The organism is Nocardioides sp. CPCC 206348, from assembly GCF_048654705.1.
Classification (GTDB): Bacteria; Actinomycetota; Actinomycetes; order Propionibacteriales; family Nocardioidaceae; genus Nocardioides.
On record NZ_JBMCZA010000088.1, the window covers coordinates 34328 to 53353 of the forward strand.

A 19026-nucleotide genomic window follows, 5' to 3' on the forward strand; every position below is an offset into this window, starting at 1 on the left:
TGCCGACGGAGCCTTCGGCTCCGACAACCCCTTCGTCCGCCAGTTCCTGGCCGGCGCCGCTGACGGCCCCCTGGGGATGGACTGACCCGTGGCTTCTTCTGCTGTGTTCAACAATCTCCGACCCTGGCTGGTCGGCGGCGTCATTGCCGTCGTCGCAGTGGTCGGGCTCAAGTCCGCCTCCGGGGAGGACACCTATCGGCTCGACGTCCTCACCCCCGCCGCTGACGGCGTGGGCACCGGCACCAAGGTCCGGATCGGCGGACAGGACGTCGGCCGGGTTGCCGAGGTCACGGTCGAGGGCAACCAGGCTCGCCTGGCGCTCGACCTCGATCCCGACAGCGCCCCGCTGCACGCGGGAACGACCGTCAATGTGCGGTGGAGCTCCGTGGTCGGCCGACGGTACGTCGACGTGCTGCCCGGTCCGCAGAGCAATCCGGCCCTCCCGGAGGGCAAGCTGCTCAAGGCCGACACCGAACGGGTCGAGCTCGACGACATCGTCAAGGCACTCGACGAGCCCACCCGCGCCAAGGTGAAGAAGCTCGTCGGCCAGCTGGACACCACGCTCAACCGCAGCGACACCGACCTCAACACCACCCTTGCTGAGGCAGGCCCGTTCGTGGAGGGTCTCGGCGAGATCCTCGAAGGCGTCGGCAAGGACGGCGATGCGATCTCGGCGCTCGTGACCAACTTGCACCAGGTCACGCAGGCGCTGTCGTCGCGGGACGCCGACGTCGCCGGCACGGTGCGCGACCTGCGTGCGCTGGTCGCGGTCGCCGTACGACAGGCCGGGCAGGTGCGGACCGCGCTCGACGAGGTCCCCGCCACCCTGCGTTCGGCGGAGAAGTTCTTCGGGAAGGTGCCCGGCGCGGTCGACGAGACCGTCCCGCTGCTGGAGGACCTCCAGCCGGCCATCGCGAAGCTGCCGTCGGTGGCCAGGCGTCTGGATCCCGTGCTCCGTGACCTCCGGCCGGTGGTCGCCGAGCTGCGCCCCACCCTGAATGCGGCCGACGAGCTGCTCGAGCAGACGCCCGGGCTGTTGTCGATCGCCACGCAGACCGTCCCGGACCTGGAGACCGCGCTCACGCAGCTCCAGCCGGCGGTCAGCTTCCTGCGGCCGTACACGCCCGAGATCGTGGGCTTCCTGACGAACTGGGCGTCGCTGTTCTCGGCGAAGAACGGTGCCGGCCACTTCGGTCGCGCGCTCATCCCGGCGTCGGTCAGCTCGTTCAACAGCAACCCGGGGATCCTGCCCCCCTTCATGTTCCAGGCCAAGGAGCCCGAGCCGGGCTCGCTCATCGAGCAGCCGTGGACCGACGCGAACGGAGATGGTGTCCGATGAGTGCCCCGAACCTGTTCCGCCGCAGTGCCGTCGGAGTGACGGCCGTGGCCGTTGTCGCCGCGGGTCTCGTCCTGTCAGGCGGAGACAACGACGCCAACCAGATCACGACCACCATCGCCGACGCAGGGCAGCTGGAGAAGGGCGCCGAGGTCCGCTCGGCCGGTGTCCGCATCGGTCAGGTCTCCGACATCGTGCTGGTCGGCGACAAGGCCCGGCTCACGATCGACGTGAACGACGGTGTGCTCCCGCTCCATGATGACGCGACGTTGACCATGCGTCCGGTCAACGTGCTCGGCGAGAACTACATCGACCTCGACGCCGGTTCCGACAAGGCGGCCTTCGCCGACTCCACGGTGATCCCCGAGGAGCGGACGTCGGTGGCCGTGACCTTGCAGGACGTGCTGAACACGTTCGAGGATCCGACCGCCGCAGGACTTGCCTCGCTCGTCACGACCCTCGGCGAGGGCCTCGACGACAACGGTGCCGAGCTGGCCAAGGCGTTGAAGGTGCTCGCGCCGGCCATGCAGGACACCGGCAAGGTCGGCGCCATCCTGTCCGAGCAGAACGAGGTGCTCGCCAGCCTGGTCAAGGCCACCGACCCCGTCACGGCTGCGCTGGCTGCCGATGGCGGGAAGACCCTCGATTCCCTGGTCGAGTCCACTCGGGACACGTTGGCCGCTCTCGGAGATCAGCAGGTGGCACTCGAGGCAACCCTGCGGGAGCTGCCCGGCACCCTGCTCGCCGCCCAGCGGACGCTCGGCCGGTTCGGCGCGACAGCCCGGGCTGGAACCCCCACCCTCAAGGCCCTGCGGCCGCTGACCGGCGACCTCGAGGACGTGGTCGAGGAGCTGCGCAACTTCGCCGACTCCGCCGACCCCGCACTCGCCTCGCTCAAGCCGGTGCTCGACGAGGCCGACCGGCTGCTCGATGCGGCAGCCCCGGTGGTCGCGACGCTGCGTCAGGCAGGTCCGGACCTGGCGTCGACAGCAGCCTCCCTCAAGCCGCTCAGCCGTGCGCTGCTCGACAACCACCTCCAGGACGTCATGGACTTCGTCCGCAAGTGGGCGCTGAGCACCAACGGGCGCGACGGGTTGTCGCACTACTTCCGAGGTGTCGTCTACGTGACGCCCTCGACGCTCAGTCAGCTGGCGCAGTCGCTCGTCCCGGTCGGCGCGTTGCCGAAGGGCTCGGCGCCCGCCGCGAAGGGCAACAAGGCCCCGAACGTGCTGCCCGGCCTTCCGGACCTCGGCAAGACCGTAGACGGGCTTCTGGACGGCCTCGGTGGAAGCCTGCTCGGCCTGCTCGGCAAGCAGCCGCCCAAGGCCTCGGCGAGCTCGGCCACCGACCCGACCAGCGCCCTCGGCCTCACCGCCCTGCAGGAACAGAACCTGCTCGGTCAGCTCCTGGGAGGAAACAAGTGAGCAACCTTCCCGTCCGCCGCGCCGTCCGCCGCCCCGTCCACCGCGACGTCGCCCGCAAGGTCGTCGTCGGCGTGGCCATGCTCCTCGCCCTCGTCGTCGTCGGCTGGGTCGGCGGCATCGTCCAGACCGGTGGTGCACTCCCCGGCAAGCGCTACACCGAGGTGAAGGCGCAGTTCGAGAACGTCGGCATCCTCAAGACCGGCAAGGACGTCAAGCAGGACGGCCTGCGCGTCGGGACCGTCAGCAAGATCGAGTACGTCGACGGCGTGGCCGAGGTGACGCTACGGCTCGACGGCAAGGTCGACGTCTACCGGGACGCCAGCGCGTTCGTCGGCAACACCTCCGCCCTGGGCAAGAAGTACCTCGGCTTCGACCCGGGCACGCCGGAAGCCGGTGAGCTCGGTGAGCAGGTGATCGCTCTCGAGGCCACCAGGAGCTCCACCTCGCTGGAGGACGTCCTCTCGGCACTCGACCCGAAGACCCGTGCCTCCCTGCAGCACGCCGTGGGCGAGCTTGCCGTGGGCACGACCGGTCACAGCGAGGACCTCAACGCCGTGCTCGCCGCGTCCCCCCACCTGCTCGAGGACCTCGAGACCGTCATGGAGGCTGCGGGCAGCGACCGGATGGACATCGCCGCACTGCTGGTCAGCGCCGACCGTCTCGTCAACCGGTTCAACGGACGCACCGACGAGATCAAGGGTCTGGTCGAGAACGCGGACCGGACCGTGAAGGCGCTCGGCGTCGACAACGGCAAGCCGCTCGCAGAGACCATCGCCAGGCTCCCCGCGGCCCTCACCACGGTGGAGACGGCGCTGGACGACCTCTACGCACCGCTCGGCGACGCCGAGGTTGCCCTGGACGAGCTCGAGCCCGGCGCGCGTGCACTCGGCGGCGCGACCCCCGACCTGCGGGCCTTCCTCCGTGAGTCACCGGACACCCTCGACAAGGTCCCCGGCGTGGCCAAGGCCGCTGATCCGGCCCTGTCCTCGCTGACCGAGACCCTGCAGGACGCCCGGCCGTTGCTGGCTCCCCTCAAGGCGTCGGTCGACAGCCTGGAGCACCTGCTGTACCGCTTCGTGCCGTACACGAACGACGTCGCCCGGTTCTTCTCGCAGAACGACCTCCTGTCGGGAATCCTCGACGGGGACCCGAACCAGCACTACTTCGCCGCGCAGCTGACCGGCGTCGGACTGTTCAGCGTCGCCGGCATCCCGGACCCCCTCTACCGGTCCGAGTTCTACCCGTGCCCCGGCACGTCCTACGACCACGCCACGGTCACCGACTGCAGCGGAGGAGCCAACTGATGTCCAGGCGTCATCCAGCACCCGAGCTCGGAGCGGGCGCGGCTGCCAAGGCCGAGTACGCGAAGGGACGCAACTTCCGGTTGGGCGTGCAGTTCTACGTGCTGCTCGTCCTGGTCCTGGGGCTGCTCGCCGCCAAGGCCGAGATCTCGTCGTACTTCAGCGGGGGCCAGACCATCTCTGCCGAGTTCGCGGACAGCTACAAGCTGCGAGCGAACGATTCATCGGTGAAGATCGCCGGCCTGACGGTGGGCACCGTGACGGACATCGAACGGACCGACGAAGGGACCAGCATCGTGACGATGAAGGTCGAGGAGGCCGCGCTCGCGACGGTGGGCTCCAAGCCGATCGCCAGGATCGAGCCGCGCACGCTGCTCGGTGGTCGCTATGCCATCGAGTTGCACGCGGGTGGCGGCGAGGGCAGGTTCGACGGGGTCATTCCGCTGGCTCGCACGTCTGCGCCGGTCGAGCTCGATCGCATCGCCGAGGCGCTGCCGGCCACCGCTCGTGAGGCGCTGCAGGGCCTGAGCGGTTCTGCGGCCGAGACGCTGGAGCAGAGCGACGACGAGCTCAACGCGCTGCTCAAGACGGCGCCCGGCGTCCTGGACCCTGGCGCAGACGTGGTGAAAGCGGCCCGTGGCAGCCGCCCCGGCACCGACCTGCCCGCCCTGGTGGCGGACCTCGACACCACGGCCGACGTGCTGACGCGCCGCGACGGACAGCTCAAGGACATCGCGCGCAACCTCAACGTCGCGAGTGGTGTCCTCGCCGAGCGGCGGGGGGAGCTCTCCGAGACGCTGGCCGACCTGCCCGCCACCATCCACCAGACCCACGTCGGGCTGGACGGCCTGACGGACACCGTCACCGAGCTCGAGGGCACCGCGGCCGAGCTGCGCCCCTCCGCTCCCGAGATCGCTGACCTGATCGAGGAGCTCGACCCGTTGCTGAAGGATGCTGTCCCGCTGATGGCTGACCTCAAGCCCCTGCTGCGTGATGCTCGTCCCGCGGTCCAGGACCTGGTCCCGACGGCCGCTCGCGCGACCGGAGTCCTGAAGAACCTGCACGGACCGGTGCTGGACCGGGTCAACGGTCCGGTGTCCGACTTCGTGCTCAGCCCGTGGAAGGGCGAGGGCAAGTACGACGGAGGCGGGGGCGGTTACCTCGCCGACCACAAGTTCTACGAGGAGCTGGCCTACATGGCGACCAACATCGACCGGGCGTCGATGTCCCAGGACCAGCGGGGATCCACGCTTGCCTTCCAGGCTGGTGTCGGGCTCAGCTCGCTGTCCGGCCTTCCGTTCGACCTGGACAGCCTGGTCACCCTGGCGCTGGACCAGGCAGGCATCACCGGCGCGCTGCGTTCGTCGGTCTTCGAGAACCTGGGGCTCGTGCCGTGATGAAGTTCGAGACCGCCATCGAGCGGATGAGGAACACGCCGGGCCTGGGCCGCGACGTCGTACTGCTGGTGTCGCTGCTGGTGGCCGGAGTCGTCGTGATGAGCTACATCTTCGGGCAGTACCAGGTCATCAAGCCCTGGGACGACAACTACAGGTTCGCTGCCGAGTTCGACGAGGCACCCGCGATCCAGCTGGCCAGTCGCCAGGAGGTCCGGATCGCTGGCGTCACCGTCGGCCGGGTCACCGACGCTGCGCCGACCGATGGCGGCAACGCCCGGCTGACGTTCACCCTGGACGAGGGGCACGAGGTCTACCAGAACGCGAAGCTGGTGCTGCGGTCCAAGACCCCGCTCAACGTGATGTACGTGATGCTCGATCCGGGTGACCCGTCGGCGGGCAAGCTGGCCGAGGGCGGTGTCATCCCGGTGTCGCAGACCCAGCGGGTGCTGCAGCCCTACGAGCTGCTCGATGAGCTCGATGACCGGGCGCGGGCTGCCCTGACGGACCTGGTCACCCAGGCCGATGTCGCGCTCGCCTCCGCGCCGACGGACCTTGCACCCGGCGTCAAGGCCATGGACAAGGCCGCCAACAACTTCACCGGAGTCATCGAGGCCTTGCAGACGCGCCGGGCGAACCTGCGCCACCTGGTCACGTCCGTGTCCCAGATCGCCACGGCAGCGGGTGAGGACGACAAGCGCCTCGACGAGCTGGTCAACGCGCTCCAGGACACCCTGGCAGTCGTCAGCGCCCGCGACGCCGAGCTCAGCACCTCGCTGGCCCGGCTGCCCGGCGTGACCACGACGCTGCGCAAGGCGATGACGGATGCGAAGAAGCTCACCGACGAGCTGAGCCCGGTGCTGCGCAAGCTGCACGATTCGGCAGAGGACCTGCCGGGCACCATCAAGGGTCTGTCGAACACGGTCAGCAACGCGCGCGACCTGGTCGCCAAGGCCGGACCTGTCGTCCGCGAGGCCCGCCCGGTCGTCGCCGACCTGCGGCCGCTGACCCGCAACCTGAGCTCGGCGCTGGCCGACCTCAGCCCGGTCTTCGCCAACCTGCCGCAAGCAACCGAGCGCCTCGTGCCGTGGCTCGACGACCTCGGCGGCTTCGTCTACAACACGTCCTCCTCCTTCAGCCTCGGAGACGTCAACGGCGGCCTCGGTCGCGCCAACGTCGTCGTGAAGGTCACCGATCCCACCGGAGGTGGTCTGTCGTGAGTCCCAGTGCAGCAGTCAGGAACGGCGTCGGAGCGGTCGTGCACGACCCGCGCCTGCGGACCGTCGTCCTGTTCGCCCTCGCCTGTGTCCTCGGGTTCGGCTTCCTGTGGGTCAAGGCCGGTGGGCAGATCCCGATCGTCGCCGACCGCGGCGGCTACGAGATCACCTTCCAGTCACAAGACGTCAAGAACCTCAAGGAGTTCGGTGAGGTCCGGATCGCCGGCGTGCGCGTCGGACGTGTGGAGTCGACCGAGCAGGACGGCGATCACGTCAAGGTCACGATCAGCATCGAGGAGCAGGCCGCGCCACTGCACGAGGGAGCGAACGTCCGGATCGGCGTCAAGTCGCTCGTCGGCTCCTCGTTCGTCGAGGTGGTCGACGGCGAGGGCGGCGAGCTCGAGGACGAGACCGTCCTCGACCGTGCCGCGGTCACGCCGTCGGTCGACGTCGACGAGCTCCTCGACACCCTCGACGAACCCACCCGGGTGCACCTGAGCAGCGCCGTCCAGGCCCTCGACACGGCCACCCGTGGGCGCGGCGCGGACCTCGACGGACTGATGACCGGTCTCGGGCACGTCGGGACCGAGGGCAGCACCGTCCTCGACGCCCTCGCGAAGCAGAGCGACGACCTCCAGGAGCTCAGCGTCGAGGCGCGCCTCCTGCTCGATGCCCTCGACACCGGACAGGGCCAGATCGTGGGTCTGGTCAGCGATGCCCAGGAGCTCACCCAGGCGACCGCCGACAACCAGGACAAGATCGAGGAGACGGTGCGGTTGCTGCCGTCGGTCGTCGCGAACGTCGACACCGCCGCGGGCAAGCTCAGCGAGCTGAGCGTCCCGTTGACCCCGATCGCTGCCGACCTCCGCGCCGCCTCGCCGTACCTGTCCCGGGCGCTGACCAACCTGCGCCCGGTCTCGCGCGACCTGCGCGCGCTGCTGCCCGACCTGGACGGAGTCCTGGCTTCGGCACCGGCGACGCTCACCAAGGTCAAGCCGTTCGGCACCACCGTGCAGCACCTGGTGCCCGATGCCCAGCGGACCCTGGCCGATGTCCAGCCGATGCTCAGCTACCTGGCGCCGTACGGCCTCGACCTGGGTGCGTTGTTCGCCAGCTTCGGCGGGTCGTTCGACGTCCGCGCCGAGGACGGCATCATCCCGATCCGGCTCACGGCAACGGCCGAGGGCCCCGGAACGGTGCGCGGCAACCCGCTGAAGATCGTCTCCAGCGAAAAGGGCGGTCTGATGTGGAACAACCCGTACCCGCTGCCCGGCAATGTCGACCAGCCCCGGCCGTTCGGCAAGGGCGACTACCCCCGGGTCGAGAAGCGCTGATCAGGTGATGGGGTCGTGATCGATCGAAGCGGTGACACCGGTTCCCGGCAGCGTCGTCAGTGGACGGCGTTGCTGGGGGCCCTCGCCCTGGGTGCGGTGATCGTGCTCGGCCTGTTGCGGGTCGAGATCGACACGAGCACCGCTTCGTTCCTGCCCGCGGGTGATCCCGTCGAGAAGGCGCTCGCTGCCAAGGCGGACGACTTCGGGGGAGACCCCGTCATCGTCGTCCTCGAGACCAGCGAACCGCGTGCGCTGTTCAACGACCCGGAAGCGCTGGTGCGGCTGGTAGGACTCGAGGGTCAGTTGGCGAACCTGCCCGACGTCGCCGCGGTCTACGGACCTGGCACGGTCCTGAACCAGACCGCCGGTGCGGCCCAGGACATGCTCGCCCAGATCTCCGGCCGGCGCGACGGCTACCGCCAGGAAGTCATGGCCAGGGCCCGCGAGCGCGGGATCCCCGAGAACAAGGTCAAGGAGCTCGGCGAGGCCGCGCTCGCCCGCTTCGACGAGCGGTACGGCGCTTTGATGGTGCAGGGCCTGCCGGCCGGGCTGCCCACGCTGAAGAACCCGCGCTTCGTGCAGACCGTCCTCTTCGAGGAGGAGAACCTCGAGGCCCGTCCGCAGTGGCGCTACCTGGTGCCCTCCCCGACCAGCGTGACCGTCCTCGTCCGTCCGCGAGCCGGGCTCGACGCCGAAGGCACCACTCGACTGGTCGACGGAGTGCGATCGGCCGTCAAGGACGTCGACCTCGAGCTCAGCCGCACCACCGTCACCGGCGCACCGGTGGTCGCATCCGGCCTCGCCGACCGCGGCCGTGCCGAGCTCCCGGTCCTCGGCGCCGTCGCTGTCGGTGCCGTCGGCCTCATCTTCCTGTTCGTGGGCTGGACCTCCCGACGTCGTTCGCGCCTGCGGCCCACCGCCGCAGCCCTCGTCGGTACGGCGGCCACCCTGTCCTGCTTCGGATGGGCCGGCCAGCCACTGTCCCTCGGAGTGGTCGCCTTCCTGCCGATCCTGCTCGGCATCGGCAGCGACTTCCCGCTCTACCTCTCCCGCGGCAGGTCCGACCGGGCCGTCCTGGTGACCGCCCTGGCCGCGATGCTGGGCTTCGGATCACTGGCCCTGTCGCCGCTCCCGTTCGTTCGCGAGCTGGGCATCGCCCTGGCCGTGGGCATCCTGCTCACCGTCGCCACGGCCCTCGCGGTCCGGTGGCACTTCGGTCCCGTCCCGGACCCGGCGCCGGCGAAGCGCACGTCCGCTGACGGTCCGGCGTTCTCCTGGCCCCGGGCCGGCCTGGGACGCGGCATCGTCACGGCCGCCCTCGTCGTCACCGCGGGACTTGGTTGGATCGCCCTGTCCGGACTGGCGGTCGAAGCCCAACCCGACGAGCTGGCCGCCGGACTTCCCGAGCTCGATGACGCCCGGTACGCCGAGGACCTGCTCGGATCCGCGGGCGAGGTGAGCCTGGTGATCAAGGCCGAGGACGTCACGTCTCCGGAGGTCCTGGCCTGGAGCCAGCACGCCCAGACCCGGATCGTCACCGAGCTCGGCGACCGCGTGCACCCGGTCCTCAGCGTCGCTGACCTGCTCCGCTTCCTCGGCGCCGAGCCGACCGCAGACCAGATCAAGGCCGCCGTCGCCGTCATGCCGCGCTACCTCTCCTCGGCAGTGCTCCGGTCCGACCGCGCCGAAGGAGTCGTGGTCCTCGCCGTCGAGTTCGACGACGTCGCCGGACTCAGCGACCTGCTCGACGACCTCGACGAGGCGGTCGGCACCCCGCCCGACGGGGTCGAGGTCGACACCGTCGGCCTCCCCGTCTCCGCGGCCCGTGGCCTGGAGCTCGTCGGCGACGGACGGCTGTGGATCAACCTCGCCGGCATCGGGCTCGCCGGCGCCGCGATCTGGATCGGACTCCGCTCCCGCGACGACGCGATGAGGGCCGTGCTGACCGTGGTCGTGTCGACCGGCTGGGTCGCACTCCTCGCCGCCGCGACCACCGGCTCCCTGAACCCGCTCACCATCGCGCTCGGATCCCTCGTGACCGCGACCGGTTGTGAGTTCTCCGTGATGTTGCGACGAGGGGCCGATCTTCGCGCCGTCGGAACAGCCGCTCTCGCCGGCACCACCGGCTACCTGGTGCTCGCTCTGTCGGAGCTGGCGGTGCTCCGCGACTTCGGCCTGCTGCTCGCCGGTGGCGTGGTGTGCTCCTTCGTGGCCGCGTTGCTCGTCGACCGGGTGGTCCTGCGCGAGAACCCCGAGGACGCGGAACAGGCCGACGTACCCGAAAAAGAACTGGTGGAGGTGTCGTCGTGATCGACAGGCTCAAGCAGGTGCTCGGCACGACTCGTGGCCGACTGGTCACCGGTGTCCTGGCGATTGCCCTGGCTGGGGGCGGGATCGCCTTCGGAGTGGCGCAGGCCGATGACCTGCCGGAGGGCGCCGCGTTCCGGTACGGCGACCGCGTGGTCACCACGACCCAGCTCGACGACCGGCTCGAGGTCCTCGAGGCGTTGTACGGCGTGAAGCGTCCCGACGACGCCTCGAGGACGGACGACTTCAACCGCGACTCCGCGAAGTCGATGGTCGTGAGCCTGGTGCTCGCGGACGCCGCCGCGAAGCGCGACATCGTGATCTCCGACAAGGAAGCGCAGACCGAGCTCGACAAGCTCATCGACCAGCAGCTCACGGGCGGTCGCGACGCGTTCGTCGAGTTCCTCTCGACCAGCGGGATCTCGGAACGCGACGTGCTCGACGAGATCCGCGCACAGCTCGCCACGTCCCGGCTCGTCGACGAGGTGACAGCGGACGTCCCGGAGGCGACCGAGGCCGAGGCGCAGAAGAAGTACGACGACAACGAGGGCGACATGGTCACCCCGGAGGGGCGCCAGCTCGTCAACGTCGTCGTCGAGACCCGCGCCGATGCGGACCGCGTGGCCCGCCTGGCCCGCAAGTCCGGCAAGCTCGGCCCGCTCGCGGCCACGTGGTCGCTCGACGGCAGCACCAAGGACGACGGCGGTCGACTTGGCCTCGTCACCGCCGACCAGCTGGAGGACGGCTACGGGAAGATTGCCTTCTCGGCAGCCGTGGGCGAGATCTTCGGCCCGGTCAGGACCAGCTACGGCTGGAACGTCGGCCAGGTCGCCGAAGTGGTGAAGGCACGACCCGTGAGCTTCGAGGACGTCAAGGGCGAGATCGTCCAGCGCCTCTCGGCCGAGGCCAGCCTGAAGGTGTGGCGCGACTTCCTCGCCGAGGAGCTCAAGGGCGCCGACGTCGAGTACGCCGACGGATACCTCCCCGACGACCCGGCCTCGCCGCCGGCGAGCTCCACCCCGTCGCCCGCGAACCAGACGCCCTCAGCACCGCAGACCCCCGCAGCGACGGAGTGATCAGCCGCCGAGGCCCTGGCGGAGGAGGAAGCGGGTCTGGGCGATGACCTTCGTGATGGAGGAGCGCCCCGGGGTCCACCAGTCCATCGTGCTGTTCAAGGCACCGATCGTCAGGTGTCGCGCGATGGTCAGGTCGACGCCGGCGTCCAGCAGCCCGGCCTTCTGGGCCTCGCGCAGCTGGGTGGTCCACACCTTGTGATAGCGCTGCATGACCGCAACGTGGCGCAGCGGGATGTCCTCGGGGAACTGGTCTCCGTTGCGGAGCACGGCGCGGGCGTAGTCGGGAGCCGTCATCGTGAACCGGAGGTGGGCCTCGGTCATGGCGTCGATGCGGTCCAGCGGACCGGCGTCGGCCGGGAGCTCAGCGATCGCCGCGTTCACCTTCGCCAGCAACGTGGTGGCCCCGGTTGCGGCGACCTCCTCGATGAGGTCCTCACGGCTGGCGAAGTAGTAGTAGATCGCCGGGGCCTGGATGTCGGCCTCGCGCGCGACGTCCGTCAGCTTCGTGCCGGAGTAGCCCTCCCGGGCGAGCACCCGGGCCGCGGCGTCGAGCACCCGCGCGCGGGTGGCCTCGGACTTCGCCGTCGTCGTCCGATCGGCCCGTCCGCCGCCCTTGCCTGCCATGGTCGCAAGTCTAGGGACGCCGGACCGCCGGCTACGGGAGGGTCAGCCCCGCTGGTGCGAGATAGCTGGGCAGGTCGGCGAACGAGTCGCCCGTCAGGCTGATCCAGTTGAACGGCAGGTGGTAGCACATCATCAGGACCACGGCGCAGAACCCGATCGCAGCGAGCATGCGCACGATCAGTCGGTACGACGCCGGTACGGACAGCACGCCGCGCTCGATGACCGACAGGCCGTCGGCGTCCCAGTCCGCCGACCAGCGTGCGTAGGTGAAGCACATCGCAATGCAGGCGACGAGGAAGGTCTCGTAGAGAGGGAACTGGTGCTGCTCCCCGTCCCAGATCGTCAGTGGGCCGTTGGTCTGGACGAAGGAGTACGCCTCGGTGGTGCGGATGATGACGTTCTCGACGACGAAGTCGAAGGCCAGGTCGCCGACGAAGAGGATTGCCAGGATGCCCTGGGTCGACAGCCCTGGCCACCTGGCCCGGAGTCGACGAGCAGCCAACGTGTTCACGAAACCGAGCGCTGAGCAGAAGTAGATGTACATCGGCATCCCCCACAGCAGCGCCTCTGCGTAGTGGCTGGGCACGGAGTCGTCGTGGAAGGGCAGCGAGGAGGACCAGGCGCCGAGGTTCACCGAGTGGGAGTTGAAGGCGAACAGGAAGGACTGCGTGTTCAGCCAGCAGTCCATCACGAACGCGCTGACGCCACCGAGCAGGAGCAGCGCATCGAAGGTGATGTGCCGGGTGCGCCGCCACGGCTTCCAGGCCAGGAAGTAGACGGCGATCGCCAGCACGCCGGTGCTGATCGCCTCGACGATCCGTAGTCCGATGAGCTTGCCGGCGTCCATCTGGTCCGGGCCGCGGACCTCGGGAGGTCCGAAGTCGTCGCCGGTGACCCAGCCGTAGAGGGTCACGACGGCGACGATCGCCCAGACGACGCCGATGCCCGCCCAGACGAACACCGGTTTGCTCGCCGGTCGCGTGGCAGGGGTGATCTGCTCGATGTCGAGCCGGGCCAGCTGAGCCATGTCAGTCTCCTCGAGGTGGTGCGGTGGTCAGGGGTGACGGGAACAGTCCGTTTCCGAGCAGGCCCTGGGCCGCCAGGACCAGCCGGTCGACAGGGACGTCCGGGTGCCACCACTCCGGGACCCAGTTCAGCGCTCCCAGGACGAGCATCCGGGTGATGGTCGGGTCGAGGCCCGGGCGCAGGAGCCCCATCGCGGCGGCGTCCTCGAGCGGCGCGTGCCACAGGGCGTGCAGGCGGTCGCCCTCGACCCGGAGGGCAGCGCGGATGGGCGCCGATACCTGTCCCGCGTTGCGGGTCACAGCGGTCGCGAAGTCACTGAGCTCGAGCTCCACCCGCAGGTAGGCCTCGGTGAGTGCGGCCACGTGGTGCCGGGGATCCGCGTCTGCCGGGAGCGCCTCGACCGCGTCGCGCATGTGGTGGCCGACAGCGCGCTGGCCGAGCGAGAGCACCTCGGTGATCAGGGCGTCGCGCGACGTGAAGTAGTGGTAGATCGCTGGCGCCTGCACGGTGGCGCGTTCGGCGATCTCCGACAAGTGGCACTTCGAGTAGCCCCGGGCCCGCAGGGTGGCGGCCGTCGCCGCCAGGATCCGGTCGCGAGTCTCGGAGGACACCGGGGCAGTCGGGGGCGCGGCGGGGGCAGCGGATGCCGGAGCGGTGCCGGCAGGGCCGAGCAGGCCGTGCCGCACCAGCAGGCAGGCATGGTCGATGACCGTCTGGAGGTCGTCGCGGTGCGGGCGCCACCACTCCACCGTCCCGTTGAGGGCCCCGATCGTCAGCATCACGCCGAGACGTCGGTCGGCGTCGGGGGCCAGACCACCCTCGTTGGCAGCGGCGTCGACGAGGTCGAGCCACAGCTGGCGGTAGGCGCGGAACTCCTGGCGCTGCCGCTCGCGGATCTCGGGGGTCACCTGGCCGGCGTTGCGGATCGAGGCCTGCGTGTAGTCGGAGATCTCCAGCTCGTAGCGCAGATGCATCTCCACGGCCAGCAGGAGGCGGTCGACCGCGGGGACCTCGTCGCCGGCGGCGAGCAGGGTCTCCTCGACGTGGCGTCGCAGTCGGGCCATGCCGAACCAGAGCACTTCCTCGACCAGTACCTCGCGGGACGCGAAGTAGTAGTAGATGCCAGCGGGCCGGACGTCCGCGGCCTTCGCGACGTCCGAGATCCGCAGGCCGCCGTACCCCTTCTCGGCGAGGAGCCGGGCCGCTGCGTCGAGGATGCGGGTGGCCGTGCCACCGGGGCGGTGCTCGACCACCTGCGCGATCCCTGCACGTTCCTGGGTGGAGGTCACCACGACGCACTCACCGCCCGGGCCGACAAGTCGTACACGGTGTTCGATTCGGTCCCGCGGGTCGGTAGGGTTCCCGCATGGCGCGCGTGAAGGAGTCGGCGAATCCGCTGCAGCCCTCCCGGGAGAAGCGGCGGCTGGTCCTGGCTCGCCACTTCATCGGGGTGGTCGCACCGCTGCTCGAGGCGGGGGAGCAGTACTCCGACCTCAGCGTCGAGCGACTGATCACGGCCGTCGGTGTGTCGCGCTCGACGTTCTACTCCTACTTCTCCGACAAGGCAGCCCTGTTGGCGGCGATGGCCGAGGACGTGACGATCGACCTCGCCGAGGCGGGGGCTCCGTGGTTCGAGCTGGGAGTTCCGGACAGTCCGGATGCCGTGCGCGATGCACTGCGGCCGCTGTTCGTGACCTACCGCGAGCACCGTCAGATCCTGCGTTCGATCACCGACGCGGCGTCGTACGACCCGGGTATCCGTGAGTTGCACTCGGCGCTCGTCGCGCGGGCGACCGACGGACTCACGCTCCATCTGCGGGCCCTGGTCCGAGCGGACCTCGACGCGGACCGCACGGGGCAGTGGCTGGTCTGGATGCTCGAGCGCGGGCTGTACCACCTGGTTGCCGACGCCAGTGGCGACGAGAGCGAACGGCAGCTCGAGGCCGTCGCGAACCTCATGTGGAGCGCCCTCTACGCCGAATGACGAACGGCCCTCGGCCCGCCGCGGGTGCGACGGGCCGAGGGACGGGGCGTGCTGGTCAGACACCGACCTTCTCGGGGGGTGTGCTGCCCGGCGTCGACGTCGTCGTCGGTGAGACGGCACGTTCGACCCATCGGACAGGCGGCCATTCCGAGGAGGGCGGCTCGATGTCGGCGTTCCAGCCGATGCTCTCGATGTAGCGGTGGCGCGCCGAGGGCGTCATGAAGCGCGACTTGAACAGGCCCCAGAAGGTCCAGTTCAGGCTCGACTCAGTGCAGACGAGGTCACCCAGCTTGCTGATCCAGAAGACAGCGAGGAACAGCGATCCGGATCCGATGACCCACTGCAGCCAGACCGGGATGTCGGCGTTGATGGCCAGGAAGACCGGGAAGCCGGTGCCGAACTCTGCAGCCGTGGTGGCGACGATGCCGATCGGGACGACCCAGAGCATCTTGAGGCCCTTGCCCTGGACGCGCGGCCACACGTAGTGGAGCACGACGGCGATCGAGCAGATGGCGGCGCCGTTGATGAAGGACCAGTAGAACGGGAACTTGTAGAACTCGAACGGCTGCTGGCCGTAGTACTCGTAGACGCCCATGATCACGCCCGGGTGCTCCATGATCGCGTCACTGATGCCGACGGCCGCGAACATCAGGAAGAAGGCGCGCTTGTTGATGCCCTTCTGGATGATCGACCAGATCCAGTAGGCCTCCAGGCCCATGAACAGGGCGTAGCAGGGTGGGATCAGCAGGGGCACGGGGATGCCGAAGTTGGTGAAGGCCGGGCCGTGGATGTTCTCCGACCAGCGCAGGTGGCCGACCAGGTCGAGCATGGGCTCGCCGAGCGAGGTGCCGAAGCCGGCGAGCAGCATCAGCCAGGGCAGTGGGTCCTTGTGCTTGAAGAGCCGGACCGTTGCCCACGGGACGGCCAGGCCGACGACGAGCAGACCGGCCCAGAAGAGGAAGAACCAGGCATCGAAGTCGCTGGCGATGATCGGCGATGGGTGCGGGAGCAGGTTCCCGTAGCCGTCGATGGGGGAGTACCCGGGCTCGAAGCCCGGCGGTACGGGGACCGGATCGGTGATGTTGTCGGTGCCGAAGAGCATCGTGTGCGTCCTTCATGATCGTGGCCGACGAAGGCGGATTCGAACAGTGTGTTCGTTGATCGTACAAGTTGTGTGATTTTAAGGCTAGATAAATTTACGCGCAGTTTCCGATGCCGGGACGAAGCCGGCCCGGAGCTGCCGTCGGGCAGCTCCGGGCCGGTTCGTGGTCGAGGGCGGGCCAGCGCGCTCGACACGTCCTCAGCGGCCCGGGAAGGGGTCGTTCTGGCCGGAGGTGTAGTCGTCGCCCTTGCTGCTGCGACGGTCCTGGGTGAGCTTGGACCTGAGCTGGCCGATCCGGCCGCCCTTGTCCTCCAGGCCGAACTGCTTGAGCATCGTTCGGGCGGCGTTCTGGCCGGGCATGCCGCTGATGCCGGCGACGGGGTGGGTGCCCGACCCGGTGAGGAAGAGGCCGTCCACCGGGGTCTTGTAGCCGGCCAGGCCCGCGACGGGCTTGTTCGGGCCGAACCGGCTCAGGGTCGGGTCGACGTGGTAGACCGAGCCGTCAATGGCCCAGAACCGCTCCTCGATGTCGGGCATGACCAGGGGGCGTACGGCGACCTGCATCTCGTCGACACCCTTGTAGTACTCGTCGGCGTCCCTGATGACCGAGTCGGTGATCTGCTTGCGCGCGACGTCCCAGCCGTCCTCGGGGATCGAGGGTGCAAGTCCGCTCCAGAACCAGAAGAGGTCCTTGCCCTCGGGCGACATGGAGGGGTCGAAGGCGTTGGTGACCTGGGCGAGACCGGGGATGGCGTCGGGGACCTGGCCACGCACACACGAGCGCGCGGCGGCCAGCGCCTGCTCGTAGGTGTGGTAGCAGTTGCAGGCGATGCGCAGGTCGATGCCGTCGCCGCGCCACTTCTCGTGCTTGCTCATGTCGATCGTGCCCGAAAGGGCGACGTTGACCTTGAGGTCGGAGATCCCGCGCTTCTTGGTGGGGATGTGATCGGCGGCGTTCTGGACCTTGGGTGCGAGGACGCCGCGGGGCAGGAGCCTGGTGAGGGTCGTCTTGGGGCTGCAGGCCGTGAGGACGGCGCGCTTGGCCTTGATCTCGACGCCTCCAGCGATCCGGACGCCCACCGCCCGGTTGTTGGTCACCAGGATCTCCTCGACCGGCGACGACGTGATCACGTCGCCGCCGTTGTCGCGGATGACCTTGATCAGGGCCTTGGGCAGGGAGCCCGTGCCGCCGTGGAACATCGCGACGCCGTACTTGCTGAGGACGCCGAGGTAGATCAATGACCAGCCGGACAGATCGGCGTCGAACGGCATGAAGGGGAGGGAGGTGAGCAGGGGAGCCCGGATCATGTCGTGTTCGAAGGACTCCTCGATGGCCTCTGCCTGGGAGGAGGTCATCCAGCGGCCCAGGGCTGCCATCTGCTTGCGGTTCTTGACCAGCCCCTTGGCCGACTTCAGCACGTTCATGATCTCGGGCTTGGTCGGGCTGGTCTGCATCATCGGAAGGCCCAGCTCGACGGCGGCGTCGATCACTTCGTAGAGCTCGAGCAGTGCCCGGGCGTCCTTCTTGGAGAAGTACTCGAGCTCGGCGGCGGTCTTGCGGGGGTCGCGCCACAGGCCCAGCGAGGACCCGTCGGCTGCGAGCTGGAAGTGCGCGGGGTCGATGACCGTCTGGCGCAGCCCGTAGCGCGAGGAGAGCTCGAGATCCCGGTCGATGGTGGTGGTGCGGAACAACGAGGCCTGGATGGAGGCCTCGTTCATCATGTATTCCGGGGCCTCGGGGAATGGGTTCGTGGACGTCATGCCGCCGGCGGTCGGCGAGGCCTCGACGACGAGCACGTCAAGTCCGGCCTTGGCCAGGTAGGCGGCGGCCACGAGGCCGTTGTGGCCGGAGCCGACGACGACGACGTCGGCTTCGCGGGGAGTCTGGTCGGTCTGCGGCATGGCGGGCTTCCTCGGTGCGGGGAGGTGGATCGTGTTTTCTATTCCAGATTAGAGAAAGATTGCCGAATCCGCTACCTCGAATTTACGGTGCCATAGAATTGGACCCCGGCGGGCTGTCCGCGTCAAGGCCGGTCGTCGGCGTCCTGCTGGGGTGGCGGGAAGCATGTTGCCACTGACCATAAGTCAAGTTATGCTCAGCCGTGAGCGGGGCGCCAGCCCTCGCCGCCATGGGGCAAGCGGAGGTCACGTCATGAACAACATCGCCATCGGTGATGCGATGTTCCTGCTGGGCGAGGCCGCCGGCCGCCCGGCTCAGGTCATCACGCTGCAGCTGTACCGCCCGCCGGTCGATGCCGACCCGCAGGAGTGGGTCACCAGCTACTTCCAGCAGTTGCTCGCCAGCGACGACCTCAAGACGGTGTTCAAGCGGCGTCCCGCGCGCAGGCTGCTCTCGCCCTCCACGCTGCGCTGGATCGACGACGAGCCGGTGGAGCTCGACCACCACGTGCGGCACTCGGCGCTCCCCGGCCACGGCCGGGTCCGCGAACTCCTTGAAGCGGTGTCCGTGCAGCACGGGGTCCAGCTGGACCGGCGCCGTCCCTTGTGGGAGTTCCACGTCTTCGAAGGCCTCGAAGGCGGTCGCTTCGCCACCGCCTTCAAGACCCATCACGCCATTGCTGACGGGATGTCGCTGGCCAAGCACGTCCTCGGCAGCCTGACCCCGGACCCTGACGACCGGAGCTGCCTGCCGCCCTGGGCTGCGGGCCCGAAGCGACCGCGTCGGGCCTCCGTCGCGGCCAGTGGCCTGAGCCTGGCGCCCGTGCTGCGCGGCGCCACCGCCGTGAAGTCGCTGATCGAGATGGGGCGTGACGACAGCGCGACGGTGCCTTTCGAGGCGCCGCCGTCGCCCTTGAACGTCAAGGTCGGCGGCGCCCGACGCTTCGCCGGTGACCAGTGGCCGCTCGAACGGCTCAAGACCGTCGCCAACGTGGTCGGCGG

15 protein-coding genes are annotated in these 19026 nt (G+C 69.3%); 10 read left to right on the forward strand and 5 right to left on the reverse strand.

Translation table 11 applies throughout. From position 1 onward, the window contains the following. The first annotated feature begins 88 nt into the window (after positions 1–88). From ACOADB_RS04645 to ACOADB_RS04680, 8 genes are read left to right on the forward strand one after another with little or no spacing between them, the layout of a single operon-like run. Entirely contained in the window at positions 89–1339 is a 1251-nt protein-coding gene (locus ACOADB_RS04645; protein ID WP_378596758.1) for an MlaD family protein, read from the forward strand. Then, positions 1336–2760 carry an MlaD family protein gene (locus tag ACOADB_RS04650; protein WP_378596759.1) on the forward strand — a complete coding sequence of 475 codons (1425 nt, stop codon included), beginning with the start codon at positions 1336–1338 and terminating at the stop codon, positions 2758–2760. Before ACOADB_RS04645 ends, ACOADB_RS04650 begins: the two co-directional genes overlap by 4 nt. Further along, positions 2757–4064 carry an MlaD family protein gene (locus ACOADB_RS04655; protein ID WP_378596760.1) on the forward strand — a complete coding sequence of 436 codons (1308 nt, stop codon included), beginning with the start codon at positions 2757–2759 and terminating at the stop codon, positions 4062–4064. Before ACOADB_RS04650 ends, ACOADB_RS04655 begins: the two co-directional genes overlap by 4 nt. Beyond that, positions 4064–5458 (forward strand): MlaD family protein, encoded by a 1395-nt coding sequence (locus tag ACOADB_RS04660; RefSeq protein WP_378596761.1) that lies wholly within the window; start codon positions 4064–4066, stop codon positions 5456–5458. The genes ACOADB_RS04655 and ACOADB_RS04660 overlap by 1 nt, the downstream gene beginning before the upstream one ends. Further along, positions 5458–6675: an MlaD family protein gene (locus ACOADB_RS04665; protein WP_378596762.1), complete on the forward strand. Its 1218-nt coding sequence runs from the start codon at positions 5458–5460 to the stop codon at positions 6673–6675. Before ACOADB_RS04660 ends, ACOADB_RS04665 begins: the two co-directional genes overlap by 1 nt. Further along, a complete protein-coding gene (locus ACOADB_RS04670) occupies positions 6672–8006 on the forward strand; it encodes an MlaD family protein (protein WP_378596763.1) in 1335 nt (444 codons plus the stop codon). Before ACOADB_RS04665 ends, ACOADB_RS04670 begins: the two co-directional genes overlap by 4 nt. A gap of 15 nt (positions 8007–8021) precedes the next feature. Further along, positions 8022–10316, forward strand: coding sequence for an RND transporter (locus ACOADB_RS04675; protein WP_378596764.1), 2295 nt, complete (start codon positions 8022–8024; stop codon positions 10314–10316). Continuing rightward, entirely contained in the window at positions 10313–11389 is a 1077-nt protein-coding gene (locus ACOADB_RS04680) for a peptidyl-prolyl cis-trans isomerase (protein WP_378596765.1), read from the forward strand. The genes ACOADB_RS04675 and ACOADB_RS04680 overlap by 4 nt, the downstream gene beginning before the upstream one ends. Here the strand turns inward: ACOADB_RS04680 and ACOADB_RS04685 are convergent, their stop codons facing one another. Genes ACOADB_RS04685 through ACOADB_RS04695 form a run of 3 tightly spaced genes read right to left on the reverse strand, consistent with a single transcriptional unit; the run spans position 11390 to position 14331 of the window. After that, positions 11390–12013, reverse strand: a complete 624-nt coding sequence (locus tag ACOADB_RS04685) for a TetR/AcrR family transcriptional regulator (protein WP_378596766.1) — start codon at positions 12011–12013, stop codon at positions 11390–11392. It lies immediately after the preceding gene. A gap of 31 nt (positions 12014–12044) precedes the next feature. Continuing rightward, entirely contained in the window at positions 12045–13040 is a 996-nt protein-coding gene (locus ACOADB_RS04690; protein ID WP_378596767.1) for a spirocyclase AveC family protein, read from the reverse strand. A 1-nt stretch (position 13041) separates the two neighbouring features. Continuing rightward, a complete protein-coding gene (locus ACOADB_RS04695; protein WP_378596768.1) occupies positions 13042–14331 on the reverse strand; it encodes a TetR family transcriptional regulator in 1290 nt (429 codons plus the stop codon). A 74-nt stretch (positions 14332–14405) separates the two neighbouring features. Between ACOADB_RS04695 and ACOADB_RS04700 the strand changes: the two genes are divergently transcribed. Beyond that, entirely contained in the window at positions 14406–15023 is a 618-nt protein-coding gene (locus ACOADB_RS04700; RefSeq protein WP_378596769.1) for a TetR/AcrR family transcriptional regulator, read from the forward strand. Between the two features lie 55 nt (positions 15024–15078). Here ACOADB_RS04700 and ACOADB_RS04705 read toward each other — a convergent pair whose 3' ends face one another. Next, complete coding sequence (locus tag ACOADB_RS04705; RefSeq protein WP_378596770.1) at positions 15079–16125, reverse strand: hypothetical protein; 1047 nt, start codon at positions 16123–16125, stop codon at positions 15079–15081. Positions 16126–16323: 198 nt separating this feature from the next. Continuing rightward, the gene (locus tag ACOADB_RS04710) at positions 16324–18027 is read right to left on the reverse strand and encodes a phytoene desaturase family protein (RefSeq protein WP_378596771.1); all 1704 of its coding nucleotides are present in this window, start codon (positions 18025–18027) and stop codon (positions 16324–16326) included. Between the two features lie 250 nt (positions 18028–18277). Between ACOADB_RS04710 and ACOADB_RS04715 the strand changes: the two genes are divergently transcribed. Then, a partial coding sequence (locus tag ACOADB_RS04715) for a wax ester/triacylglycerol synthase domain-containing protein (RefSeq protein ID WP_378596772.1) occupies positions 18278–19026 on the forward strand: 749 nt, incomplete at its 3' end.